At 68.8% G+C, this 25,817-nt stretch carries 20 protein-coding genes; 11 read left to right on the top strand and 9 right to left on the bottom strand.

What is annotated here, in order from left to right:
* Window positions 1-189 precede the first annotated feature (189 nt).
* The 4 genes from lysX to ACWDTS_RS27580 all read left to right on the top strand — a co-directional run bounded on the left by lysX (window position 190) and on the right by ACWDTS_RS27580 (window position 7,501).
* The gene (lysX, locus tag ACWDTS_RS27595) at window positions 190-3,504 is read left to right on the top strand and encodes a bifunctional lysylphosphatidylglycerol synthetase/lysine--tRNA ligase LysX (RefSeq protein ID WP_450111613.1); all 3,315 of its coding nucleotides are present in this window, start codon (window positions 190-192) and stop codon (window positions 3,502-3,504) included.
* A 67-nt stretch (window positions 3,505-3,571) separates the two neighbouring features.
* Window positions 3,572-4,255, top strand: coding sequence for a histidine phosphatase family protein (locus ACWDTS_RS27590; protein ID WP_450119421.1), 684 nt, complete (start codon window positions 3,572-3,574; stop codon window positions 4,253-4,255).
* A 75-nt stretch (window positions 4,256-4,330) separates the two neighbouring features.
* Complete coding sequence (locus ACWDTS_RS27585; protein ID WP_450111615.1) at window positions 4,331-6,421, top strand: sensor histidine kinase; 2,091 nt, start codon at window positions 4,331-4,333, stop codon at window positions 6,419-6,421.
* 168 nt (window positions 6,422-6,589) lie between these two features.
* On the top strand, window positions 6,590-7,501 hold the full coding sequence (locus ACWDTS_RS27580; protein ID WP_197252334.1) for an SDR family NAD(P)-dependent oxidoreductase: 912 nt from the start codon (window positions 6,590-6,592) through the stop codon (window positions 7,499-7,501).
* A 60-nt stretch (window positions 7,502-7,561) separates the two neighbouring features.
* Here ACWDTS_RS27580 and ACWDTS_RS27575 read toward each other — a convergent pair whose 3' ends face one another.
* The gene (locus ACWDTS_RS27575; RefSeq protein ID WP_197252333.1) at window positions 7,562-8,410 is read right to left on the bottom strand and encodes a cutinase family protein; all 849 of its coding nucleotides are present in this window, start codon (window positions 8,408-8,410) and stop codon (window positions 7,562-7,564) included.
* Here ACWDTS_RS27575 and ACWDTS_RS27570 point away from each other — a divergent pair.
* Window positions 8,409-8,555, top strand: coding sequence for a hypothetical protein (locus tag ACWDTS_RS27570; RefSeq protein WP_197252332.1), 147 nt, complete (start codon window positions 8,409-8,411; stop codon window positions 8,553-8,555). The two genes, ACWDTS_RS27575 and ACWDTS_RS27570, sit on opposite strands and share 2 nt — an antisense overlap.
* Before the next feature lie 9 nt (window positions 8,556-8,564).
* On the opposite strand, the gene ACWDTS_RS27565 is transcribed toward ACWDTS_RS27570, so the two are convergent.
* From ACWDTS_RS27565 to ACWDTS_RS27550, 4 genes are all read right to left on the bottom strand, one after another.
* Window positions 8,565-9,353 carry a YncE family protein gene (locus ACWDTS_RS27565; protein ID WP_197252331.1) on the bottom strand — a complete coding sequence of 263 codons (789 nt, stop codon included), beginning with the start codon at window positions 9,351-9,353 and terminating at the stop codon, window positions 8,565-8,567.
* A gap of 100 nt (window positions 9,354-9,453) precedes the next feature.
* Complete coding sequence (locus ACWDTS_RS27560; protein WP_450111616.1) at window positions 9,454-10,920, bottom strand: glutamate synthase subunit beta; 1,467 nt, start codon at window positions 10,918-10,920, stop codon at window positions 9,454-9,456.
* Window positions 10,913-15,508 (bottom strand): glutamate synthase large subunit, encoded by a 4,596-nt coding sequence (gene gltB, locus ACWDTS_RS27555; protein ID WP_450111617.1) that lies wholly within the window; start codon window positions 15,506-15,508, stop codon window positions 10,913-10,915. The genes ACWDTS_RS27560 and gltB overlap by 8 nt, the downstream gene beginning before the upstream one ends.
* Before the next feature lie 336 nt (window positions 15,509-15,844).
* Window positions 15,845-16,396, bottom strand: a complete 552-nt coding sequence (locus ACWDTS_RS27550) for a TetR/AcrR family transcriptional regulator (RefSeq protein WP_450111618.1) — start codon at window positions 16,394-16,396, stop codon at window positions 15,845-15,847.
* 68 nt (window positions 16,397-16,464) lie between these two features.
* Between ACWDTS_RS27550 and ACWDTS_RS27545 the strand changes: the two genes are divergently transcribed.
* The 3 genes from ACWDTS_RS27545 to ACWDTS_RS27535 all read left to right on the top strand — a co-directional run bounded on the left by ACWDTS_RS27545 (window position 16,465) and on the right by ACWDTS_RS27535 (window position 20,149).
* Window positions 16,465-17,496: an FAD-dependent monooxygenase gene (locus tag ACWDTS_RS27545; protein ID WP_450111619.1), complete on the top strand. Its 1,032-nt coding sequence runs from the start codon at window positions 16,465-16,467 to the stop codon at window positions 17,494-17,496.
* Window positions 17,497-17,606: 110 nt separating this feature from the next.
* A complete protein-coding gene (locus ACWDTS_RS27540) occupies window positions 17,607-18,398 on the top strand; it encodes a hypothetical protein (RefSeq protein WP_248675572.1) in 792 nt (263 codons plus the stop codon).
* Between the two features lie 71 nt (window positions 18,399-18,469).
* Complete coding sequence (locus ACWDTS_RS27535; RefSeq protein ID WP_248675573.1) at window positions 18,470-20,149, top strand: acetolactate synthase; 1,680 nt, start codon at window positions 18,470-18,472, stop codon at window positions 20,147-20,149.
* A 155-nt stretch (window positions 20,150-20,304) separates the two neighbouring features.
* Here the strand turns inward: ACWDTS_RS27535 and ACWDTS_RS27530 are convergent, their stop codons facing one another.
* From ACWDTS_RS27530 to ACWDTS_RS27515, 4 genes are all read right to left on the bottom strand, one after another.
* Window positions 20,305-21,786: a carboxylesterase/lipase family protein gene (locus ACWDTS_RS27530; RefSeq protein ID WP_248675574.1), complete on the bottom strand. Its 1,482-nt coding sequence runs from the start codon at window positions 21,784-21,786 to the stop codon at window positions 20,305-20,307.
* Window positions 21,787-21,821: 35 nt separating this feature from the next.
* Window positions 21,822-22,277 carry a hypothetical protein gene (locus ACWDTS_RS27525; RefSeq protein WP_197257727.1) on the bottom strand — a complete coding sequence of 152 codons (456 nt, stop codon included), beginning with the start codon at window positions 22,275-22,277 and terminating at the stop codon, window positions 21,822-21,824.
* 87 nt (window positions 22,278-22,364) lie between these two features.
* Window positions 22,365-23,036 (bottom strand): phosphatase PAP2 family protein, encoded by a 672-nt coding sequence (locus ACWDTS_RS27520; RefSeq protein ID WP_197257729.1) that lies wholly within the window; start codon window positions 23,034-23,036, stop codon window positions 22,365-22,367.
* Between the two features lie 68 nt (window positions 23,037-23,104).
* The gene (locus ACWDTS_RS27515; protein WP_248675576.1) at window positions 23,105-23,458 is read right to left on the bottom strand and encodes a hypothetical protein; all 354 of its coding nucleotides are present in this window, start codon (window positions 23,456-23,458) and stop codon (window positions 23,105-23,107) included.
* A gap of 330 nt (window positions 23,459-23,788) precedes the next feature.
* Between ACWDTS_RS27515 and ACWDTS_RS27510 the strand changes: the two genes are divergently transcribed.
* From ACWDTS_RS27510 to ACWDTS_RS27500, 3 genes are read left to right on the top strand one after another with little or no spacing between them, the layout of a single operon-like run.
* Complete coding sequence (locus ACWDTS_RS27510; protein WP_450111621.1) at window positions 23,789-24,538, top strand: hypothetical protein; 750 nt, start codon at window positions 23,789-23,791, stop codon at window positions 24,536-24,538.
* A 35-nt stretch (window positions 24,539-24,573) separates the two neighbouring features.
* Window positions 24,574-25,272, top strand: a complete 699-nt coding sequence (locus ACWDTS_RS27505) for a hypothetical protein (RefSeq protein ID WP_450111622.1) — start codon at window positions 24,574-24,576, stop codon at window positions 25,270-25,272.
* Between the two features lie 34 nt (window positions 25,273-25,306).
* Complete coding sequence (locus tag ACWDTS_RS27500) at window positions 25,307-25,612, top strand: nucleotide exchange factor GrpE (RefSeq protein ID WP_450111623.1); 306 nt, start codon at window positions 25,307-25,309, stop codon at window positions 25,610-25,612.
* Window positions 25,613-25,817: the final 205 nt, after the last annotated feature.

Genomic DNA, 25,817 nt, shown 5'->3' with positions numbered 1-25,817 from the left:
TGGCTGGCGGGTGGTTCAATCCTCCTGTTCTTCGTCATGCTGGTGCCCGCCCGCAGCGGGTTCTGCCCGCGGCCCGTTAACGCGGTTACCCCCCGGGGGGGGGGGCCCCCCCCCCCCCCACCCCGGCTCGTGCTCTCGAATCCTCTGGTTTCACAACCCTCTTCCGGCAGCGCGGCTAACGTCGTGATCATGCCTGCGGATGTCACCGTCCCACCGGCCGTCTCCACGCGACTGCCCGCCGCGACCGCCGGGGGGCGACTCGCTTCTGTCCCCCACGTAACCGGAACGGTCCTGGGCGTATTCGCCGTACTGGTGGCCCTGTGGTCGATCTCGCCGACCCTGCGCTACTGGATCCACGTGCCGCGCGAGTACATCGACACCTACTACTTCGACGCACCGGACACCAGTCTCTCGTACGCGCTGGTCGTCGGTCTGCTCGCGGCGGCGCTGGCCGGACGAAAACGCATCGCCTGGTGGATCCTGACCGTCTACCTCATCGCCTTCACGATCGACAATGCCGTGGTCGCGGTGACCGACCGCAACCCGAACGCAGTCGTCGCACTCGTCGTGCATCTCGCCGTCGTCGCGATCCTCATCGCCGCATACCCGCAGTTCTACACGCGGGTCCGGCCCGGAGCGGTGTGGAAGGCACTCGCGGTGCTCGTCGGCGGACTCGCCCTCGGGACCCTGATCGGCTGGGGCCTGGTCGAACTGTTCCCCGGCTCGCTGCCGGGCGACGAACGACTGCTGTGGGCGTTCAACCGCGTGACCGCGCTGACCATCCTCGACAACGACCAGTTCAGCGGTCGCCCAAACGGTTTCGTCAACACCCTGCTGGGCCTGCTCGGCGCGCTGGCACTGCTGGCGGCGGTCGTCGTCCTGTTCCGCTCGCAACGCGCGGAGAACGCGCTCACCGGCAGCGACGAATCCGCGATCCGTGGTCTGCTCGACCGCGACGGGGACGATTCGCTCGGCTACTTCGCGACCCGGCGGGACAAGGCCGTGGTGTTCGCCCCGAGCGGGAAGGCCGCCGTCACCTATCGCGTCGAGGTCGGGGTGTGCCTGGCCAGCGGTGACCCCATCGGCAACCCCGAGGCCTGGCCGCACGCGATCGACGAATGGCTCGCCCTGGCCCGCGGCTACGGCTGGGCGCCGGCGGTGATGGGAGCGAGTCGAGCCGGAGCGACGGCATACAACCGAGCCGGGCTGTCGGTGCTCGAACTCGGCGACGAAGCGATCCTGCACACTTCGGAATTCACGCTCTCCGGCCGGGAAATGCGGCCCGTCCGCCAGGCCGTCGGCCGCGCGCGGAAACAGGGCGTGGCGGTGCGGATCCGGCGGCACCGCGATCTGACGGCGGACGAAATGGCCGAAGTGATCCGGCTGGCGGACGAGTGGCGCGACACCGAGACCGAACGCGGCTTCTCCATGGCGCTCGGCCGGCTCGGTGACCCCCTCGACGGCAACTGCCTGCTCGTCGAGGCGCACATCCACGGCGAGACCGTCGCGCTGCTGTCGCTGGTGCCGTGGGGCACCGACGGCATCTCGCTGGACCTGATGCGGCGCAACCCCTCCGCCCCGAACGGCGTGGTGGAGCTGATGGTGTCGGAACTGGCCACGCACGGCAACGAATTCGGTGTCACCCGAATCTCGTTGAACTTCGCGGTGTTCCGGTCGGTGTTCGAGGAAGGGTCGCAGATCGGGGCGGGTCCGATCCTGCGCCTGTGGCGGTCGATCCTGCTGTTCTTCTCCCGCTGGTGGCAGCTCGAGGCCCTGTACCGCTCCAACCTGAAGTACCGTCCGCAGTGGGCGCCCCGGTACCTGTGTTTCCGTGAGAACCGGGAGCTTCCCCGCGTGGGCATCGCCTCCGCGATCGCCGAGGGTTTCCTCACCGTCCCCAGCTTCCGGCGACAGAAGGCCGCGCACCACACCGGCACCCACGACCACGCCCCGGCCGCGCTCGCCGAATCCGGGACACTGCACGACGACGGCAGTGCCCCCACCACTGCCGCCGACGTCGCTGCTCCCCCGGTCGCCGCCGCGCCCGTCGGGCCCAGGCGCCCCGAGCAGGTCCGGGTGCGCATGGCGAAACTCGCGCCGCTGGCCGACGCGGGCATCGATCCGTATCCGGTGGCCGTGCGCCCCACCCACACCGCGGTCGCCGCCCACGACGCACCCGTCGGAACGGCGGTTCGCGTCGCGGGCCGGTTGCTGCGGATCCGCGACTTCGGCGGGGTGCTGTTCGCGGTGCTGCGGGACTGGTCGGGCGACGTCCAGCTCCTCGTCGAGCGGGGCGCCGTCGGCGGCCGCAGGTTCAGGTTCGACCTCGGCGACCTCGTCGAGGTCAGCGGGACGATGGGACGCAGCCGCAGCGGGGACGTCGCGCTGCTCGTCGACGACTGGCGCCTCGACGGCAAGTGCCTGCATCCGCTGCCCGACAAGTGGCGCGGGCTCGTCGACCCCGAGGCACGGGTGCGGCAGCGCTACGTCGACCTCGCGATCAATCCCGGCGCGCGGCGGCTGCTGACCGCGCGCAGTGCCGTCGTGCGGTCCCTGCGCGACCAACTCGCCGCGCGCGGCTACCTGGAGGTGGAGACCCCGATCCTGCAGTCGGTGCACGGCGGTGCCAACGCCGCGCCGTTCGTCACCCACATCAACGCCTACGACCTGGACCTGTATCTGCGGATCGCCCCGGAGCTGTATCTCAAGCGGTTGTGCGTCGCGGGCATGGAGAAGGTCTTCGAAATCGGCCGGGTGTTCCGCAACGAGGGCGCGGATTTCAAGCACAATCCCGAGTTCACGATCCTCGAGGCGTACGAGGCGCACAGCGACTACGAGCAGATGCGGGTGATGGCACGCGAGCTCGTCCAGCACGCCGCGGTCGCGGCGCACGGTCGCGAGATCCTGGTCCGGCCCGGTCCGGACGGGAAGCCGGTGGAGATCGACATCTCCGGAGAGTGGCCGGTGAAGACCTTCCACGGGGCGATCTCGGAGGCGCTCGGCGTCGAAATCGACGCGAGCACGCCGGTGGAGGAACTGCGACGGCTGTGCGACGACCGCGAGATCCCCTACAACCCGGCGTGGGACGCCGGCGCCACCGCGCAGGAGATGTACGAGCATCTCGTCGAGTCCCGCACCGAATTCCCGACCTTCTACACCGACTTCCCGACGTCGGTCTCGCCGTTGACCCGGCCGCACCCCACGAAGCCCGGAGTGGCCGCGAAATGGGATCTCGTCGCGTGGGGCATCGAACTGGGCACCGCCTACAGCGAGCTGACAGACCCGATCGATCAGCGGGCCCGGCTCACCGAGCAGTCACTGCTCGCGGCGGGTGGCGACGAGGAGGCCATGGAGCTGGACGAGGACTTCCTCCAGGCACTCGAGCACGCGATGCCCCCGACCGGCGGGCTGGGCATGGGCGTGGACCGCATCGTCATGCTCATCACCGGCGGCAGCATCCGCGAATCGCTGGCCTTCCCGCTCGCCAAACCCCGCGGACGGTGATCGTCGGTTTCACGTGAAACACCGACCTCACCGAGCGATCGCTCGGCCCTCGTGGCACTGTGGCTGTGTGCAGTTGCTTCTGATTCGCCACGCTCTTCCCGTACTCAGCCGGGTCACCGAAGGCCGCGCCGACCCGGCGCTCGCCGAAGAGGGACGGGTCCAGGCCGCCCGCCTCCCCGACGCCCTCGCGCCCTACCGCATCCGCCGGATCTTCAGCAGCCCGCAACGCCGGGCACTCGAAACCGCCGGCCCCCTCGCGGTCGAACGCGACCTCCCGGTCGAGCAGATCGTCGACCTCGCCGAGTACGACTACGACCTCGACCACTACATCCCGTTCGACGACGCCCGCGAGCTCGCACCCGCGGCCTTCGAACGGATCCGTGCGGGGCTGCTGCCCGAATTCGTCGACGAGGAAGCCTTCCGCGCCCGCGTCCTGAGCGGGGTGGACCGGATCGTCGGCGCGTGCGAACACGAGGACACGGTCGCGGTGTTCGCGCACGGGGGTGTCGTCAATGCCGTGCTCCAGGACATCCTCGGTCTCGCGCGACCGCTCGAGTTTCCCCTCGAGTACACCTCGGTGACCCGGGTCCTGGTCTCCCGCAACGGAGCCCGCCGCGCGGCGTCGATCAACGAGACCGCTCCGGGTGTGAGCTACTGTGACGGACGCCACTGCGCCAGAACGGGATTCTGCGAGGTCGCCGTAAGCGAACCTATAAATCGTATGTACAACAGGCATTGTCATCCTGTATAACGAGCACCTGACATGCCGAAGGGTGCGCCCACTGCCTACCCGAGACGCATCCCCCGGGGAAGGATGACGCAATCAATGGGGCAACGAAAGAGCCGCTCCCTCAGCCTGATGAACTGGCGCTTGTCGTACAAGCTCGCCGTCGTGCTCGCGATTCCTCTCCTCGCAGCCGTCGCGCTCGGTGCGCTGCGCGTGTCGACACAGCTCGACGAAGCACGCCGCTTCGAATCACTGTCCGACCAGGTCGCCGTGATCCCCGGCCTGTTCGACTTCTCCAACGTCGTCGTCAGCTCCTCCACTGCGGCGAGCCTCGGCCTCGCGACGGTCGGCATCACCCCCGAGCAGGTCACCGGGGCCATGTCGAACGTTCGGAACCTCGCAGCCGCCGGTGACTTCGATCCGAGAATCAGCGAGAAGCTGGGCGGGCTCCTCGAGGACGGTGAGACGCTCTACAACACGATCCAGGGCGGCACCATGGCCCCGGACGAGTTGAAGAAGCGCACGATCGACTTCCTGATCCGCTGTGAAGCGACTTTCCGCACGCTGCTCGACCTCACCGAGAACACCGAGGTCCTCACGGACGGCACGAACATGCTCACCGCGTGGAACTCGCAGCGGACCATGCTCGACCAGATGACCTCGCTCGCGGTCTTCGCCACCAACCCCGAGGCAGCGCGCCTCACCGCCCTCAATGCCCTCAACATCGAGGAGTCGACGCTCGGCCTGCTGCAGGGAACCTCGCTCGACACCGGCCAGGTCGAGACCATGCTCGCGAACGTGGCGCAGAAACGGGCGCTGATCACCGATTTCGTGCCCAGCCGCGAGGCCGGCGTGGAACTGCGCGACTCGATGGTCGCCGCGTACGTGCCGTACCAGGAGACCAACGCCGCAGCCACGGCCCGCATCACCGCCACCCTGGACCGGCTCACCTCCGACGCACGGACCGCGGCCATCCGCGACAGCATCATCGTCGCCGCGATCCTCGCGATCGCGCTCGCCGTCGCCCTGCTCGTGGCACGGACGCTGTCCGTCCCGATGCGCCGCCTGCGCGACGGCGTGCTCGGCGCCGCCAACCACGAACTGCCCGCCGCCATCGCCGCGGTCAAGGACGGCGCGGACGTCACCTCTGTGGAACTCGCACCGATCGATGTGCACACCGACGAGGAGTTCGGTCAGCTCGCCCGCGCCGTGGACTCGATGAACTCCGAGGCGCTGCGGCTCGCCGGTGAGCAGGCGCATCTGCGGCAGCAGATTTCCACGATGCTCGAAACCCTTGCGAGGCGGAACAAGACGCTCGTCGAGCAACAGCTGTCGCTCATCGACTCGCTCGAGTACGAGGAGAAGGACCCGGTCCGGCTGCAGAGCCTGTTCGCGCTCGACCACCTCGCCGCGCGCATGCGACGCACCGGCGACTCGCTGCTCGTGCTCTCCGGCACCCGTCCCCGTACCCGCAGCGCCCCCGCTCCGCTCGGCGACGTTCTGCGCGGTGCGGTCTCCCAGGTCGAGAACTACCAGCGGGTGCGGATCGGCAACACCCCGCACGGGTACCTCGTCGGCAGCGCGGTCTCCGACGTCGTCCACCTGCTGGCGGAACTCGTGGACAACGCGCTGCGGGCCTCTCCGCCGAACAGCACCGTCACGTTCGAGTTCTCCGCCGCGGTCGGTGGCGGTCTGCTGCTCGAGATCGCCGACTGCGGTATCGGCGCCTCCCCGGAGATCCTCAACGAGATCAATTCGCGTCTCGCCGCCGGTGACAGCGCCGAGATCCACGCACCGCGTCAGATGGGTCTGTTCGTGGTGGGTCGCCTCGCGGCCCGCAACGGCATCAGCGTGCGTCTGCGTCCGACCTTCGATTCGGAGACGAACGCGGGCATCACCGCGTCGATCTACTTCCCCGCGTCCCTGCTCACCGACGTGCAGCAGAGCACTCCCGAACCGATGGCGGAGCGCCCGCGACGCCTGCGGTCGCCGGACGAGCCTGCACGGCACGTCGATCAGGCCACCGCGTGGGCCCAGCAGCAGGCGGCACAGCATCAGCAACCGGCCCAGCATCAGCAGCCGATGCCGCCGGGGGCGCAGTGGCCGTCGCAGCCCGGAACGCAGCAGGACCAGTTCCGGAGCGGCCCGATGGACCTCGGGGCACCACCGCGATACGACGACAACCGCTGACGTCGGCGGGTCGCACCCGCCCCGAGCGTCGGTGAACGAAAGCACCGGCAGTCCACGCGACTGCCGGTGCTTTCGTCTTCCCTGCGGTCCTGATGCCCCTGTGGTCCGGAAACCGCGCAGCTTTCCGTCACGCCTGCCAAGATCCGCCGGCCACGGGAAGATGGACACATGACACCGCGTACGTCCCAGATCCGACGCTGGCGCAAAGGCGCGGCCCTGCACCTGCGCCTGCGTGATCTGACCGGGACTCTCGTCGTGGTCACGGGCGGCGGCAGCGGCATCGGCCGGGCCGCCGCGCAGGCGTTCTCGGCGGCCGGGGCGATCGTCGTCGTCGCCGACGTCGACCTCGACGCCGCGCGCGAGACCGTCGAACTCGTGAACACCCCGGACCCGCGGGCCGGGGGTGCCGCGGCGGTGTTCGGCGGCGGCGCCCACGCCTACCTCGTCGACGTGACCGACGAGGAGCAGGTCCAGGAGTTCGCCCGGAAGGTCCGTGAGCGTCACGGCGTGCCGGACATCCTCGTCAACAACGCCGGACTGGGCTTGATCGGATCGTTCGTCGACACGCCGCAGGAAGTGTTCGAGCACATCATGGACGTCAACTTCTGGGGCGTCGTCTACGGGAGCCGCGTGTTCGCGAAGCAGATGATCGAACGCGGCACCGGCGGGCACATCGTGAACGTGTCGTCCGCGGCGGCGTTCATGCCGCAGAAGCGCATCGCCGCGTATGCCACGAGCAAGGCTGCGGTGCTGATGCTCTCCGACTGTCTCCGCGCCGAACTGCTCGAATACGGCATCGGTGTGACCGCGGTGTGCCCGAGCCTGGTCTCGACGAACTTCAACCGCAGCATCGAGTTCGTCGAGCCCAACCCGGAAGTCCGGAAGGCACGGCGCTCGCGGACGTCCGCGATATACCGCAAACTCGGCGTCCCACCCGAGCGGGTCGCGAACGCCATGGTCGCGGCGGTCCGCCACAATCAGCCGATCGTGACGGTCGCACCGGAGGCCAAGGCCCGTAAGTGGATCAGCCGCCTCGCCCCGCGTGCGATGCGGGTCGGTTCGCGGTTCGAAATCGACTGAGGTGGTGTGCCTTTGTGGCGGTCGGAGCCGCCACAAAGGCACACGGGCGGCGGAGCCGCACTACGCCTTTTCTGCGAGCCAGTTCCGCAACCAGGTGGTCGCGGTCGTGCCGCGGCCGTCGACAACGTAGGTGCCGTAGTCCTGGTGCACCTGCGATTCGAAGAACCGGCGGATCTCGTCCTCACGCTCGTCGTTGGCCTCGGGGGTGATCTGCAACTGCAGGGTCGGGAGCCCGCCCGCGGACATGATGTCGTTGTACAGGCCCTCCGCCTGGCGCTGGTAGTCGCCGAAACGATCCGGGTTGCTGCCGGCCGCGACCGCGAGGAAACCCGCCAGGCGCGTGACGAAGTCGTCCTTCGGTGTCGAGCAGTACAGGTCGCCGACCGCGCAGATCGTCCGCACGTTCGGGGTCACGAATCCGAAGCCGCCGAGGCGGGCGCCTCCGGCACCGTTACCGGCGACCGGCGGGCCGACCAGGATGTCGGTTTCGGAACGTCGCGGATCCGAGAGCAACCCGACCGCGACGAGCCGGTGCGGCGGCACCACCCCGAGTCCCGTCCCGATCTCCGCGGCGAGATCGCCTGCGGCGTCGGCACCCTGGCTGTAGCCGACGAGAGCGAAGCGGGTGGAGGCGCACTGCGCGGCGGTCGCCGCGATCAGACCGCGCGCATTGTCGACGGCACGCTGACGGGACGCGGCGTACACGTCGCCTTCCCACGGGAACGCGGTCGCCGGATACTGCACGTAGTCGACACGCGTGCCCGGGGGCAGGCCGGTGGTGACGGCGGCGAGCATGCCGTTGCCGCGCGCCGGATCCGGAGTGCTGGACGTCTCCCACGTCCCCGGCACCGCGACGACGTTCAGCGTCGGACACCACCCCGGATCTGCTTGTGCCACAGGTCCTGTCATGACCGACGCCAGCACGGTTCCCACTGCTGCCGTCAGCATCGTCAACATTCGATTCAGCCTCAACGCGGCTCCCCCTGTCGACTCGTTCGCTGAGTTCGGGCCGATTGTCCCGACCCGACATGTCACGGCCGTGAACACGACGTGACCCGGAATGTCATTCGCGGATTACGGTTACCGGACCTCCTCCGATGTTCGTGACGAACACGTTCCCGGTTCCGTAGTCGAGGGTGTTCCCCACGACGCTGCGGTCGACGACGCGGGCCTGGGCGCCCGCCCGGTGCACGACCGTGACGGCCGGGCCGAACAGGTTCGTGACATAGACGTTGCCGGTGATCGGGTCGGTCACGACCATGCCGGGCGGCGCGGGGATCTCCGCGGGCAGCGGCCCGTCGGCGGCGTTCCAGTCCGCAACCGTCACCGAGCCGGCGCCGATGTTCGTGACGAACACGCCACCGCGCCCGGCGTCGAGAATCAGTTCCGGAATCCCTTCGGGCGCAGGTTCGTGCACCGCGGCAGGGCCCGGGGCGATCCAGCGGCGGTTCACCGTCACCGCGCCCACACCCACGTTGGTGACCGCGACGTTGCCGACACCACCGTCGACCCGCATCTCGACCGGCGCCGCGGAAACGGTGGTGCGGCCGTCGACGCGTCCCACCGGTCGCGTCACCGAGACCGTGCCGGGTCCCAGGTTCGTGATGCACGCGTTACCGGCGCCGCCGTCGAGTCCGAGGAGGCGGAAGTCCTCGAATCGGGAGATCGGTGCGACCGGGTCGCCGCCGTCCACGACCACCGGTCCGCCGAGGTTCTGCACGCAATCGCCGGAGGTCGGATCGGCGGCGTCGGCCGAGGCGGGCGCACCGGTGACCACGGCCACGGCCGCCGCACCGAGCAGGGTCACCGCACCCGACAGTGACCGCTTCGTGATCCTGTGCCTCTCGGTCATGCGCTCGAGGATAACGGCCCGGTGACCGAACGGCCTGCAAAACGATCAGGGCGCGTCCCCGGGATTCCCGGGTACGCGCCCTGATCGGCGAGTTGCTACCTCAGCGCTGCGGCATCGTGCTGGTGGTGATCGGTGCGGGAAGCGCCGTTGCTCCCTCGAGGTACCGATCGACCGCCGCCGCGCAGGAGCGGCCCTCTGCGATGGCCCAGACGATCAGGGACTGACCGCGGCCCATGTCGCCGGCGACGAACACGCCGTCGACGTTGGTGGACCACTCGGTCGAGCGGGCGACGTTGCCGCGCTCGTTGAAGTCCACCCCGAGATCGGTGAGCAGGCCCGGCTTCTCCGGGCCGACGAAGCCCATCGCGAGAAGAACCAGGTCGGCCTCGAGCTCGAAATCCGTGCCTTCGACCTTCTCGAAGCGCCCGGCGACCATCTTCACCTCGTGCGCCTTGAGGGCCGTGACCTTGCCGTCGACACCGACGAATTCCTCGGTGTTGACGGAGAACACGCGCTCGCCGCCCTCCTCGTGCGCGGACGACACCCGGTACATCAGCGGGTAGGTCGGCCACGGCGTCGATTCGGCGCGCTGCTCCGGCGGACGCGGCATGATCTCGAACTGGTGCACGCTTACCGCGCCCTGGCGGTGCGAGGTGCCCAGGCAGTCGGCGCCGGTGTCGCCACCGCCGATGATGACGACCTTCTTGCCCTTCGCGTTGATGGGCGGCAGGCCGTTCGCGTCGGTGATCGCGTCGCCGAGCTGCACCCGGTTCGCCTGCGGCAGGAACTCCATCGCCTGATGGATGCCGTCGAGTTCGCGACCCGGGATCGGCAGGTCGCGGGCGACGGTGGAGCCGCCGGCGAGGACCACCGCGTCGAACTGCTCGCGCAGATCGTCGGCGCTGATGTCCACGCCCACGTTCACGCCCGGCTTGAAGATGGTGCCCTCGGCCTCCATCTGCGCCAGACGGCGGTCGATGAAGCGCTTCTCCATCTTGAATTCCGGGATGCCGTAGCGGAGGAGGCCGCCGATGCGGTCCTCGCGCTCGAACACCGTCACGGTGTGGCCGGCGCGGGTGAGCTGCTGCGCTGCAGCCAGACCCGCGGGACCGGAACCGACGACCGCGACCTTCTTGCCGGTCAGCTTCGACGGCGGAACGGGGACGACGCGGTTGTCCTCGAACGCCTTCTCGATGAGCTCGACCTCGACCTGCTTGATGGTCACCGGGTCCTGGTTGATGCCCAGGACGCACGACGCCTCGCAGGGGGCCGGGCACAGCCGCCCGGTGAATTCCGGGAAGTTGTTGGTGGCGTGCAGACGCTCGATGCCGTCGTTCCACTTGCCCTTGTACACCAGGTCGTTCCACTCGGGAATCAGGTTCCCGAGAGGACAACCGTTGTGGCAGAAGGGAATACCGCAGTCCATGCAGCGGCTCGCCTGGACCTGGAGGGTGTCACGAGAGAAAGGCTCGTACACCTCCTTCCAGTCGAGGAGCCGCAGCGGAACCGGCCGGCGAACCGGCGTTTCACGCGAACCGTGCTTGAGGAAGCCGCTTGGATCACCCACGAGCCGCCTCCATGATCGCCTCGTCAACGTTCGCACCACGAATGGTGGCGTCCTTGATTGCCATGAGTACCTTCTTGTAATCGCGAGGCATGGCCTTCGCGAAATGGCTGACCTGCTGCGACCAGTCGGCCAGGATGCGGGCTGCGACCTCGGAGCCCGTCTCGTCACGATGCCGCTCGATGACACCCTTGAGCCAGGCGAAGTCCTCGCCCTCGAGGTCTTCGAGATCGACAAGTTCTGTATTGAGGTTGTCCTCGAAATCGCGATCGGGGTTGTACACGAACGCGACACCGCCGGACATACCCGCACCGAAGTTGCGGCCCGTCTTGCCGAGGATGACGACCTTACCGCCGGTCATGTACTCGCAGCCGTGGTCGCCGACGCCTTCGACGACGGCCGTGGCACCCGAGTTGCGGACCGCGAACCGCTCGCCCGCGATACCGCGGATGAGCACCTCGCCACCGGTGGCACCGAACAGGATGACGTTGCCGGCGACGATGTTGTCCTCGGCGACGAATCCCGGTGCGGCGGTGTGCGGCGGGCGCACGATGATGCGGCCACCCGACAGGCCCTTGCCGACGAAGTCGTTGGCATCGCCGAACAGCCGGAGCGTGATGCCCTTGGGCACGAACGCACCGAAGCTGTTACCGGCCGAACCGGTGAGGGTGATGTCGATCGTGTTGTCCGGCAGGCCCTCTCCGCCGTACACCTTGGTGACCTCGTGGCCGAGCATGGTGCCGACGGTGCGGTTGACGTTGGTCACCTGCGTCTCGATGACGACCTTCTCGCCGCTCTCCAGCGCGGGCTGCGCCTTGGCGATCAGCTCGTTGTCGAGCGCCTTGTCCAGAGCGTGGTCCTGCTGCTTGGTGCAGTGCAGGTCCTGCTCCGGGAAGATCGGCGAGGTGACCTTGGTCAGCAGCGGCGACAGGTCCAGCTTCGACGCCCGGTAGTGCTCGACGGCCTTCGTGGTGTCGAGGAACTCGACCTGGCCGATCGCCTCGTCGAGAGTGCGAAAGCCCAGCTCGGCGAGCAGCTCACGCACCTCCTCGGCGATGAAGAGCATGAAGTTCTCGACGAACTCCGGCTTGCCGGTGAATCGCTTGCGCAGCACCGGGTTCTGCGTCGCCACACCGACGGGGCAGGTGTCGAGATGGCACACGCGCATCATGATGCAGCCGGACACCACCAGCGGAGCGGTCGCGAAACCGAACTCCTCACCACCGAGCAGCGCCGCGATCATCACGTCACGGCCGGTCTTCATCTGGCCGTCGACCTGCACGACGATGCGGTCGCGCAGACCGTTGAGCATCAGCGTCTGCTGGGTCTCGGCCAGGCCGATCTCCCACGGCGCACCCGCGTGCTTGAGCGAGGTCAGCGGGGAGGCACCGGTGCCGCCGTCGTGACCGGAGATGAGCACCACGTCGGCATGCGCCTTGGAGACACCCGCGGCGACGGTGCCGACACCGAGCTCGGACACCAGCTTCACGTGGATCCGGGCCTTCGGGTTGGCGTTCTTCAGGTCGTGGATCAGCTGCGCGAGATCCTCGATCGAGTAGATGTCGTGGTGCGGCGGCGGCGAGATCAGGCCGACGCCCGGCGTCGAACCGCGCACCTCGGCGACCCACGGGTACACCTTGTGCGGCGGAAGCTGGCCGCCCTCACCGGGCTTGGCACCCTGCGCCATCTTGATCTGGATGTCGGTGCAGTTGGTCAGGTAGTGCGCGGTGACACCGAAGCGACCGGACGCGACCTGCTTGATGGCGGAGCGCCGCCAGTCGCCGTTCTCGTCCGGCGTGAAGCGCGCCGGATCCTCGCCGCCCTCACCGGAGTTGGAGCGGGCGCCGAGACGGTTCATGGCGATCGCGAGGGTCTCGTGGGCCTCGGCGGAGATGGAGCCGTAGCTCATCGCGCCGGTCGAGAACCGCTTGACGATCTCGGCGGCCGATTCGACCTCCTCGATCGGCACCGCCGGGCGCAGGCCCTTGCGGAACTCGAACAGGCCGCGCAGCGACGCCAGCTGCTTCGACTGGTCGTCGACGAGCCGGGTGTACTCCTTGAAGATCGAGTACTGGCCGGTGCGGGTGGCGTGCTGGAGCTTGAACACCGTGTCCGGGTTGAACAGGTGGTACTCGCCCTCGCGGCGCCACTGGTACTCGCCGCCGACCTCGAGCTCACGATGCGCGTGCTCGGACGGGCGATCCAGGAACGCGGCAGCATGCCGGACCGCGACGTCGTGTGCGATCTCGTCGAGGCCGACACCGCCGAGCTGCGACTGCAGGCCGGTGAAGTACTCGTCGACGAGTTCCTGGGACAGGCCGATCACCTGGAACAGCTGCGCACCGGTGTAGGACGCGAGCGTGGAGATGCCCATCTTGGACATCACCTTCAGCACACCCTTCGAGGCGGCCTTGATGTAGTTCTTGATCGCCTTCTCGAGGGTCATGCCCTCGGGCAGGTCACCGTTCTGCAGCAGCTCGTCGATCGTCTCGAACGCCATGTACGGGTTGACCACGGCGGCACCGAAACCGCACAGCGCGGCGATGTGGTGCACCTCGCGGGCGTCGCCGGCCTCGACGAGCAGGCCCGCCTGGGTGCGGGTCTTCTCGCGGACGAGGTGGTGGTGCACCGCGGAGGTGAGCAGCAGCGACGGGATCGGGGCCATCGTCTCGTCGGACTCGCGGTCCGAGAGCACGATCAGGCGGGCACCGCCCGCGATCGCCTCCGACACCTGGCTGCGGATCGAGTCGAGCGCGGCCTTCAGGCCCTCGCCGCCGTCGGCGACCTTGTAGAGGCCGCGGATGATGACGCTGTTGAAGCCCGGGAACTGCCCGTCGTCGTTGACGTGGATGAGCTTCTGCAGGTCGTCGTTGTCGATCACGGGTGCGGACACCAGGATCTGACGGCACGAGTCGGCGGTCGGGTTCAGCAGGTCGCCCTCGGGGCCGAGCATGCCGCCGAGGCTCGTGACGATCTCCTCGCGGATGGCGTCGAGCGGCGGGTTGGTCACCTGGGCGAACAGCTGCTGGAAGAAGTCGAACAGCATCCGCGGACGCGACGACAGCACCGCGATCGGGGTGTCGGTGCCCATCGAGCCGAGGGCTTCGCCACCGGTGGCGGCCATCGGCTTGACGAGGAGGTTGACCTCTTCGTTGGTGTAGCCGAAGACCTGCTGACGCAGCACGACACGCTCGTGCGACATGTAGGTGTACTTGCTCGGCGGCAGATCCTCGAGCCGGGCGATGCCCTGGTCGATCCACTCCTGGTAGGGGTGCTCGGACGCGAGCTCGTCCTTGATCTCGTTGTCGTCGATGATGCGACCCTGCGCGGTGTCGACGAGGAACATGCGGCCCGGCTGCATGCGCATCTTGCGCACGACCTTCTCCGGCGCGATGTCGAGCACGCCGACCTCGGAGGCCATGACGACGAGGCCGTCGTCGGTGACCCACACGCGGGACGGACGCAGGCCGTTGCGGTCGAGCACGGCGCCGACGACGGTGCCGTCGGTGAAGCACACCGACGCCGGGCCGTCCCACGGCTCCATGAGCGCCGAGTGGTACTCGTAGAACGCCTTGCGCTTCGGATCCATGCTCTCGTGGCGTTCCCACGCCTCGGGGATCATCATGAGCACGGCGTGCGGGAGGCTGCGGCCGCCGAGGTGCAGCATCTCGAGCACCTCGTCGAAACGCGCGGTGTCGGACGCGCCTTCGGTGCAGATCGGGAAGATCTTGTCGAGCTTGTCCCGGCCACCGAAGATCTCGGACTCGATGAGCGCCTCGCGGGCACGCATCCAGTTCGCGTTGCCCGTGACGGTGTTGATCTCACCGTTGTGCGCGACGCGGCGGAACGGATGCGCCAGCGGCCACGACGGGAACGTGTTGGTGGAGAAGCGCGAGTGCACCAGGCCCAGGGCCGACTCGACACGCTCGTCCTGCAGGTCGAGGTAGAAGCCCTCGAGCTGCGGGGTGGTGAGCATGCCTTTGTAGACGAACGTCGACGGCGACAGGCTCGGGAAGTACACGGTCTCGCTGCCGGGACCGTCCTCGCCGGGACCCTCGTTGCCGAGTTCGTGCTCGGTGCGCTTGCGCACGACGTAGGCGCGGCGCTCGAGCTCGAGCCCGGTGAGGGTGCGGGCGCCGGAGGCGATGAAGATCTGCCGGAACGTCGGCATGGCGGACTTGGCCATCGAGCCCAGGTCCGAGTCGTCGACGGGGACCTCGCGCCAGCCGAGGACCTCGAGGCCCTCCTCCGCGACGATCTTGTCGACGGCCGCCTGCGCGGCGTCGGCTGCAGCAGCGTCCTGGGGCAGGAACGCGATACCGGTCGCGTACGCACCGGCTTCGGGCAGCTCGAAGTCGACGACTTCACGGAAGTACCGGTCCGGGACCTGGATGAGAATGCCGGCACCGTCGCCGGTATTCGTTTCCGCGCCCGCGGCGCCGCGGTGCTCCAGGTTCACGAGCGCGGTGATCGCCTTGGAGACGATGTCACGGCTCTTACGGCCGTGCATATCGACGACGAAAGCGACGCCGCAGGAGTCGTGCTCGTTCGCCGGGTGGTAGAGCCCTTGAGGCCCGGGAAGATGCTTCATACCTAGCCTTCGTTGCATGTGATAGCACCGACGACCAGCAGCGCTGATGGCCATCTACTTGCTCTGAGCAAGTACCGACACGAGGTGGATCGGCACCGATAACCGTCAGTATCCGCCCTTCCGCGACGATGCGGGTGCCTTTTTTTCGGCAGCTCGGGCCCTGGAACTTCCGGCCGGTGGGGACGTTGTGCGTCCACCGTCTCGGACAGACGATATGTCAACAATGCGGGTGTAATGCAAGGAAGGCTGACCTACCTATCCCCTGAGCTGCGGTGATGTTTCGTTAACACGGCCGTAGCGCGGCGGTGACACGACGAAACGGAGCAGAACCACCGCTCACAACAGCGACCCGAGCACCCGGCGGATGCCCTCGCGCGGGTCGGAGTCGTCGTCCGATGTGAGCCGATGCAGGATCACCCCGTCGAGATAGTCCATGAGCACCCGCGCGAACAGCTCGGCGTCGTCGGTCCCGACTCCCAACGCCGTGAGCATGCCCGTTCCCCAGGCCCGCAGTTCGTCGCGCCGCAGCTGCACCGCCGCGCGCAACTCCGCGACCGAGGCCGCCTCGACGAACAGCGCGTAGCGGGCCCGGGTGCGCACCACGTCGGGTCCGGTCGCGGTGAGCACGTAGCCGACCAGCAGCTCCAGGAGTTCGTCGGCGGTCCGCGGCGCCGGCCCGACCAACGCGGCCGCGTCGGCACGGTCGCGGTCGACGAGCCGGTCGAGCACGCCTTCGAGCAGTGCGCGCCGGGTGCGGAAGTAATTGGACGTCGAGCCGGCCGGGACACCCGCGGTCGCGTCCACACCCCGGTGGGTCAGGCCGCGCATCCCTTCCCTGCCGAGCAGGTCGATCGCCGCGTCGAGGACGGTGCTGCGTTTGTCGGACACGCCGTGACATTACACCCCGGCACTACAACAGTAGTGACAGGGCACTACAGGCGTAGTACGGTCGGGCCATGACCACTCCGAGAAGCGGGAAAGCAGCGGTACTGGGCGGCGGCATCGGCGGTCTCACCGCCGCGAACACCCTCCTGCGCCACGGCTGGCACGTCGACGTGTTCGAACGCTCCGCCGCGCTACCGGAAACCGGCACCGCGCTGGGGCTGTGGCCCGAGGCCCTCGACGCCCTGGAGACCGCGGGCCTCGGCGGCGCCGCGGAGTCGCAGGGTGTGCTGCAGACGTCGGGGACGTTCCGCCGGTGGGACGGACGGGTCATCGCGCGGTTCGAGGGGATCCGCCGACCCGCGGTGCTGCTCTCGCGTCCGGCCCTGCTCGGTCTCCTCGCGGGCGGCGTTCCGTCCGGAACGATCCGTTTCGGCCGGCCGGCGCCCGCACCCGGCGACCTCACCGGCTACGACGTCGTGATCGCCGCGGACGGCATCGGCAGTCCCACCCGCGACCTTCTGTTCGGGGACGCATACCGGCCCGTGTACACCGGGCTGACCGCGTGGCGCGGCTGGGTGGCCGGTACCACCGACGACACGAGCGAAAGCTGGGGGCCGGGCGCGCTCTTCGGCATCACCCCGCGCGACGGCGACCTCACCAACTGGTTCGCCGCCGTCCGCGCCCCTGCCGGATCCACCGGTGGCCTCGACGACGTGCGCGAGCGTTACCGGCACTGGCATCCCGCGGTGCGCGACGTGCTCGACCGCGTCGAGCCGGGCACGGTGCTCCATCACGACCTGTACGAGTCGCCGAGGCTGCCGTCCTACGTGCGCGGCACCGTCGCACTGATCGGCGACGCCGCACACGCCATGGCACCGAACCTGGGACGCGGCGCGTGCGAGGCGATGGTCGACGGAGCCACGCTCGCGACCCTGCTCACCCGGCATCCGGTGCCGGACGCGCTCCGCCGCTACGACCGCGAGCGTCGCCGCCGCACCCAGCGGCTGGTGACGGCCTCGCACCTTGTGAGCCGGATCGGCACCGCGCACCGCGCGACCGGCATCCGCGACGCGATCCTCGCCGGTGCGGCGCGGTTCGCCTGAGGAGCCCCCGGACGACCGCCGAAAAAATCCGGCCGGCGCGCGGAACCATTCGGTTCGCCGATGCGTCCAATCCCCCCGAGTAATCCAACTGCGATGTCGGGAGGGGTCGAATGGACAGATCGAAGTCCACACCAGCGCGCCGGGGGCGGTCGCTCCGCCGGATGACGGGCTGCGCGACGCTCGCGGTGGGCGCATCCCTGATGGGGGTGTCCTGCTCGGGTGGCGAACCCGGGGACGCGGCACCGGCCGAGGCGGCCGAGCAGTATCGGCCGCCCGAGCAGATCCAGGGCGCGACCGTCGTGTGGTCGGCAGAGCCCGGCGTCTACCTGCAGGACGAATACGGCAAGCTCGTGCGCGCCGCCGAGGAAGCCAGGTTCGTCGCCCGCTACGTGGGCATCGAGAACTCCTATCCCGGATTCGCGGCAGCACTCGATCCCGCCTCCGCGGGCATGATCACACCGCTGCCGGACCGGCAGCCCGTCGGGACGCTCCGCGCGCACGTCCTGTCCATCACACCGACCGGCGCCGGTTTCGAGGCTGCCGTGTGCACGGAGCGGTCCGAGCTCGCGGAGAAGTGGCCCGACGGGCGATATCACTTCACGAAGACGCCGGAGATCGAGGCCGTCGTCCGGTTCGCGCGAACCGCGTCGCCCGCGGAAGCCATCGAACCGGCGGCGGCGGACGCGGCGGCGGATTCGAAACAGACGTCGAGCCAACGACAATGGCAGTCCCCCGCGACCGATCTGTTCACCGGATCCGGATGGACCGTCGACTTCGCCGCCGACCCGGCCGGCACCCGGGAGCGGTGCCAGGCGTGGGGTCGCAGCATCCAGACGGAGAGAACCGACACCGACACCAGCGCCACTCCCCCGCGTGTGTTGCCGGCCCTCCCCGGGTGGTGACCCGAACGAGCAGCCTCCGTGTTCCCCCGAAATCGGCCGCGCCGTGCCGGATGCGCCCGTAGCCTTCCGGCATGGCCCCGGAAACCGAGAGACACGGTGAAATCGAGGGACGCGACGGAATCGAGGGACACGGCGGCGATCTCGCCGCGGCGGTGGCCCACGCCCATGGTGTCCGGACGATGTTCACCCTGTCCGGCGCACACGTGTTCCCGCTGTACGACGCCGTCGTCAAGGGCGAGTCGCCGATGCGGCTGATCGATGTCCGACACGAGCAGACCGCGGTGTTCGCCGCGGAGGCCACCGGGAAACTCGAACGCCACCCCGGGCTCGCGGTCCTCACCGCGGGCCCGGGAGTCACGAACGGCATCAGCGCCGTCACCCAGGCGCACTTCTCCGGATCGCCCCTGGTGGTGCTCGGCGGACGCGCACCCAACGCCCGCTGGGGAACGGGCAGCCTGCAGGAACTCGACCAGCCGCCGCTGCTGCACACCGTCACGAAGCTGTCCGAGACCGCGCGCACCGTCGACCGGATCGTCCCGACCGTGGACGCCGCATTCACCGCGGCCGGTTCGTCGCATCGCGGACCGGCGTTCGTCGATTTCCCCATGGACGAACTGTTCAGCCGCACTACGACGAAAATAGCTTCGCCCCAACATGTTCGGCTCGATCCCGACCCCGATTCGCTGGCCGAGATCGCCGTCCTGCTGGCCGCCGCGTCACGACCGCTCGTGGTGTTCGGCACCGACGTGTGGGCGGACGGAGCCGAGGCGGCCGCGCTGCGGTTCGTCGAGGAACTCCAGGTCCCCGCCATCACCAACGGCATGGGTCGCGGCACGGTCCCCGGCGGGCACCCGCTGCTGGTGACGAAGGCGCGCGGGACCGCCGTCGGCACCTGCGATCTGGCGATCGTCGTCGGAACGCCGTTGGATTTCCGGCTCGGTTACGGCCGCTTCGGGGGTCGGGACGGGGCACCCGACGCGCAGGTCGTTCACATCGCCGACAGCCCGGGGCAGGTGTCGGCGCACGCGAGCCTCGCGGGCTCGGCGTCCGGCGACCTCACCTCGTGCCTGGACGGAATCCTCGCCGCACTGCCCGCCCGGCCCCACACCGACGACTGGGTGAACCTGCTGCGCAGCGAGGTCGACGCGGCGACGGCCCGGGATGCGGTGTTGCTCGGCGCAGATTCCGACCCGATCCACCCGGCCCGCGTCTACGGCGAGCTGCTGCCGCGACTGGCCGACGACGCGGTCGTCATCGGCGACGGCGGCGACTTCGTCTCGTTCGCAGGCAAATTCGTCGAGCCGAAGCGGCCCGGCCAGTGGCTCGATCCGGGCCCGTACGGGTGCCTCGGCGCCGGCCTGGGCGCGGCGATCGCCGCGCGCATCGCGCGCCCGTCGAGCCAGGTGGTCCTGTTGCTCGGCGACGGCGCCGCCGGCCTGTCGCTGATGGACGTCGACACACTCGTCCGGCACAAGCTGCCGGTGGTGATCGTCGTCGGCAACAACTCGGCGTGGGGGCTGGAGAAGGGACCCATGCGGTTGCTGTACGGCTACGACGTCGCCGCAGATCTGGCGCCGGAGACCCGGTACGACGAGGTGGCGACGGCACTCGGTGCGGTCGGTGAACTGGTCCGTGACCCACGGCAGATCGGGCCGGCGCTGGATCGGGGTTTCGCGGCGGACGTTCCGTATCTGATCAACGTGCTGACCGACGTCGAGGCCGCGTATCCGCGTGCGACAACGGGGATCTGACGAAAAATACCACTCAAATAACAACTGACCGCAGCGATTGATTCAGCTGCGGTCAGCGGTATCGATACGGTAACAGGTGCCCTCCCGACGACGGAACCTGATGACCCGTGAAGTGAGTCACACCTAAGTTTGTGGGCTCGGCTTCCGGGTACGGCCTACCGGATTCCCTCCCAGAGCACGCGCATGTCGGCGCCCGGATCCTCCAGCTGCCCGGACTCCGCGCCGAAACACATCACCGTGCGGGACTCGCCGTACGGACTCCAGCCGGGCCCGCCCGTGCTCACGAACGACACCCACGCCCGGTGCATGTCGTCGGCCAGCACCTGCGGCGGATGCGGTCCGGTGAGCCGCTGGGCGCCGTCGGCCGCGAGGTTGTCGAACGTGAAACCGAGCTCTAGCGCATGGGTCGCCCCCAACCGGCCCTCGAACAGGCTCGACGGCCACTCGAACCGATACACGTAGGTGGACAGGAGCTGCACCGTGCGTGCCTCCGCGACACGCAGCGCCGGGATGAGGAACATCCAGTCACCGAGGACCGCGGTCATCAACTGACCCGGCGTCGCATCCGGCCGCGACTCCCGGTAGGCGGCGAGGGCGGCCTCCACGTCGAGTCCGTACGCGCCCACCATCATCCGCAGCACGTTCTCGTCGATGCCCTGATCGACACCACCCGGCACGAGGAACAGGCTGTACTCGTCGGCGTTCGTTCCGATCAGGACATCGACGTCGGACGACGCGCCGGCCACGATCCGGTCGATCGGCCGCCCGGGCAGCACCGCCCCGTCGACACACGGTTCGAACGGCATCGAGTCGGCGGCCACCTCGCCCCACTGCTGCGGGTCGGGCTCGGCGAGGATCCGGCGGGCCAGCGCCTCCTGCGCCTCCACCAGGTCGGCGGGGTCGATGCCCGCGAAGCCGTCGTGGGTCGGTTCGACCCCCAGGTCCTCCGCGAGCGCCGCGGAGATCCGCTTGGCCGTGGCAAGGGACATCGCGGAGTGCCCCGCGCCGCTCTGCGCGATCGCGCGCCGGAACAGGCCCTCGGCATCCGGCATCGCCACCAGCGACATCACGCTCATCGCCCCCGCCGACTCGCCGGCGACGGTCACCAGGTCCGGGTTGCCACCGAAGGCGGCGATGTTCTCGCGCACCCAGCGCAGCGCCGCGACCTGATCGAGCAGACCCCGGTTCGCCGGAGCGCCCTCGAGGTACGCGAAGCCTTCGGCGCCGAGCCGGTAGTTGATCGACACGAACACCACACCGTCGCGCGCGAACGCACCGCCGTCGTAGAGCGGCACCGCGCTGCTGCCGTGGACGAATGCACCACCATGGATCCACACGAGCACCGGCAACGACATTTCGAGGTCGGGCGTCCAGATGTTGAGGGTGAGGATGTCCTCGCCCGGAATCGAGACCTCCGACAGCAGCCGGTCCAGCGGCGGACGGTAGGGCGGTTTCGGCGCGGTCGGACCGAACTCGAACGCGTCCCGCACCCCGTCCCAGGGCTGTGCGGGTGCGGGCGCCGCGAACCGCAGATCGCCGAACGGCGGGGCCGCGTAGGGGATCCCCTTGAACACGGAAATTCCGCTGCTGGTCGTCCCACGCACCCGCCCCAGCGTTGTCTCGACGATGGGCTCCATCCGTGGCTCCTCGCGACCGTTTCGGTTTGGCGACGTCATCTTTGCATCCCGACCGGCACGGGGTCGGGAAAACGTCGGGGCGACCCGAAGATTCGCTCGAGGCGCCGCAACATCAGGACCGTGACGAACGGCAGCACCACCAGACTCGCATAGATCGACAAGCCCAGCACCCCCACGAGACACAGGCGCAGCGTGCTCAGGTGGTCGAGATTCGTGAGTTCCTCGCTCGCAATGCCGGTCGCAGGCACGAACAGGAACAGCACCCCGGCCGCCGACAGCCACCGATAGCGATGCCCGGTGGCGGCCAGCAGACCGCCGGGAACCATTGCAGCCGCATAGAGCAGCACGATGAACAGCGACCCGCCCCACGAGAAGCCCGGCTCTCCCCCGACCGCAAGAGTGGCCGCACGCATCAGGATTCGTGACACGACACCGACCAGCACCCCGGCTGCCAGAGCCGACGACAATCCCACGATCAGCGCACGCACCATGCGTCCCCCCCAGACCTACGACGAGCGCTCATGCTAACCGGACACCGGAATTCGCGCGCGGCTTAGCACTTCCCGGCGACCGAAGCGTCAGGGGACCCGCTCGGGTTCCCGCGGCACGGTGAACACCCGATCGACGACGGGCCGCAACACGACGATCGCCGTCGTCACGATCAGGACCCCGAGAGCGAAGCCGGACAGCACGTCGTGCGCGTAGTGCACGCCCACCATGAGACGGGAGAAACCGAGGAGTACAGCGACGGGCGCCGCGAACCAGAAGATGCGGGGTACCGCGAGAATGCAGGCGGTCGCGAGGGACGCGGCGATCACCGAATGGTTCGACGGCCACGACCAGTCCCCGATCGCAGGGCACTCGAGGACCGTGGTCACGTTCGACGCCCGGCACGGACGGGGTTCGGTGATGACCAGTTTCACGGCCTCACTGGTCAGGTACGCGACGACCGCACCGGCTCCGCCGGCGACGAGCGTCCCGAAGGCCCGGCGATCACGCTGCCACGTCCGGACGGCCAGGACCGCGAACGTCGCGACCAGGACGAGGGGTCCCTTCTCCGCGACGACGGCGGCGAGCGGTGCGAGGGGTGAGGGCCCGATCGTGCCGGCGACCGCGCGATAGACGGAGTCCCTGAGCGGGACGGCGACAAGGGCGAGGAGGGCCAGGGAGACGGCCGTCGCAAGCGCAGCGGCGAGTGTCGACCGGGTGACGTGTGCAGGTCCGGGCGGTGAACCCTCCTCGAAATTCATGACACGACGCTACCGAGTCCCTGCACGGGTCGCAGAAGCCCGGCCGGTGGGTCCCGGGCCGTGCCAGGTCAGAAGCTCAGGTCGTCGCCACCCGGCCCGGGGTCGAGCGTGGGGTCGTGATCACCCGGATCGAGGCCGTCGTGGTCGAGGTCTTCGACGACGGTCCAGCCGTAGTCGCCGTGCGGACCGAGCGGGTCCGTGTCGGTGTCGTCGCCGAGCAGAATCGAGTCGGCGCCGAGGTCGTCGTCACCGATGTTGTCGATGTCGTCGTCGGGAATCAGATCGAGGCCGATTTCCGGAGTGTCCGGATCCGTGGCGATCTCGAGGATGCGATCCCACAACTCCTCCAGCAACACGGGGATCGTGTCGTTGCGATCCAGGCCGAGCATCTCCCACAACGACGGATCCTGTTTCCCGGTCATCGCTCCCCCCTTTCCCGATGCCACACGTGACCCCGCTGTGCAGGGTCCGCACGGACACCCTGGTGCAGTCGTACGGATGAACGCGGTCGCATTCACGTCTCGGGTTCGATGCGCGGGACATCCGGAATGTTCCCGACCGTTGCGAAACAATCCGACCGCCAAGATCCCTGAGGTGATCCGCGTCACATTCCCGACTGTGTCGACCCGGTGCCAGCTGCGGTTTCCCCACCCGAACGCGGTCGCGGCGAAAAAGTCGGCGCTGCACCGGAACCTTCCCGCGGCCCGCTCCCTCTTATCTGCAGCACCCGACGAGCGAAAGGCAGCACCGACATGGCGAACCGCGAATCCTTCTCCGACGTCATCGGCTCGAGCACCGCGAGCCGCCAGGACTCGCAGTCCACGACGAGCGACCGCTCGGACTCCTCCTACGGCAACAACTCGTCCTTCGACAGCGACGCCTCCTACGGCTCGTCCTCGGCCGCTCAGGAAGGCTCGACCAGCTACGAGTCCTATGAGCGGTACGAGCGGTACGAGACCTCCGGCTCCTCCAGCTCGGACTCGTCCTACGGTTCCTCGGCGGCCTCCGGCTCGGATTCCTCCTACGGAAACCGCTCGTCCGCCTCCGATTCGTCCGACAGCGCGTCGTCGGCCTCCGCCTCGAACAGCAACGCGGTCAGCACGGGCTCCACCTCGACCGACAGCCTCGGCGCCGGCCGGCCGGTCCTGCTCGACGAGTTCACCGATCCCGACGGCGCCCTCGTCCAGGAGTACGACACCGACGGTGACGGCATCGCCGACACCGGACTCGTCGACCTCGACGCCGACGGCACCGTCGATCTGATCGGGATGGACACCGACGGCGACGGCCTCGTCGACGCCAACGCCGTCGACATCGACGGTGACGGTACCTTCGACGAAGCCGTCTTCGACCTGGACGCAGACGGTGCGGTCGACGCGACGGTGGACCTGCACACCGGCGCGGTCGACTTCGACGGGGACGGAGTCGCCGACGACTACGTCGACACCAGCGCGTTCGATTCCGGTGCGTCCTCGGGCGGGGACCACTCCGACCTGGTCTGACACACCCCGACCCATCCGAATCCGAGGAGTTCCCCGTGGCCGCTTCGACCGATCCGTTCGGCGTGGACCTGTCCGCACTCGACACCGCATCCGGCGCCGGAAGCTCTTCCGTCCCGGCCGATTCCGATCCGATCCCGGCAGTACCGCCGTCGGCCTCGCTGGGGTCCCTGGCCGAGGGACTGCGGACGCAACCCGGAACGGCCGCAACGGAATCCGAACCATCTGCACCTCCGCTGGATTCGCTGACCGACCAGCTGCGCTCGCCCGAGTCCCTCCCCGGATCCGAACCTGCTGCGCCGCAACCGAGCTCCGTTCCGGTGCCGTCCCCGGACTCGCCGAACGCGCAGGATCGGATCCACACCGGCTACGGCACGGTCGACGCACCGCGGGACGGCGAGCTGTCGTCGACCACAGTCACCCCGGACGGTGTCGTGCAGACCGCGAACGACCTGAACGGTGACGGCGTCGTGGAATCGGTCGAGGTCGAGCTCGCCGACGGAAACCGGGTGGTATACGGGGACACCGATCTCGACGGGTCGTTCGACACGGTCCGCTACGAGACCGCCGATTTCCGGACGTACCAGGTGGAGAGCGACACCGACGGCGACGGGCAGATCGACACCGTCGTCACGTTCGACGAGGAGTACAACGCGACGGTCTCCGTCGACAGCGACGGTGACGGTATGGCCGACGAGAGCTACACGTCCGCTGACGGCATCGTCGATCCGGCCTGAGCCGATCCGACCCGAGTGCAAAGGGGCACACACCATGGTGACCGGTGAGAACATCGACGATCTCATCGCGGCGGCGGATGTGGCCGCCGACGATCGGGAACGTGGCGTAGTGGTCGAGCGTCTGGCCGCGCTCGGCGTCGAACGTCTCGATGCGCCACCCGGCATTGCGTTCGATCCGACGCTGCATCGCGCGGTCTCGCTCGTCCCGGCGTCCTCACCGGCCGACGAGAACACGATCGACGCGACGGTGCGACCCGGGTGGCGCCTCGGGCCGGACATCCTGCGGTTCGTCGAGGTGGCTGTGAAGGTTCCGCCGTCGCGCTGCGCGCAGCAGCGATAAGCGGCGGGCGACAACCGATCCTGCGGACGACATCCGGCGCGCTATAGGCTCCGCACCGTTGTCGCGCCGGCAGGGCGTGGCAGATCAGAACTCCGAGAGGGAAAGCGAAAGATGAGTTGGGTCCTGGCGGTCGACTTCGGCACCTCCAACACCTCCGCCGCACACCGCATCGGCCCGGACCGGGTCGAATCCCTGCCGCTGACCC

It is taken from the genome of Rhodococcus sp. NPDC003383 (assembly GCF_053589115.1).
The sequence above is the reverse complement of the archived record's forward strand: the minus strand, read 5'-3'. Positions and strand labels throughout refer to the sequence as shown.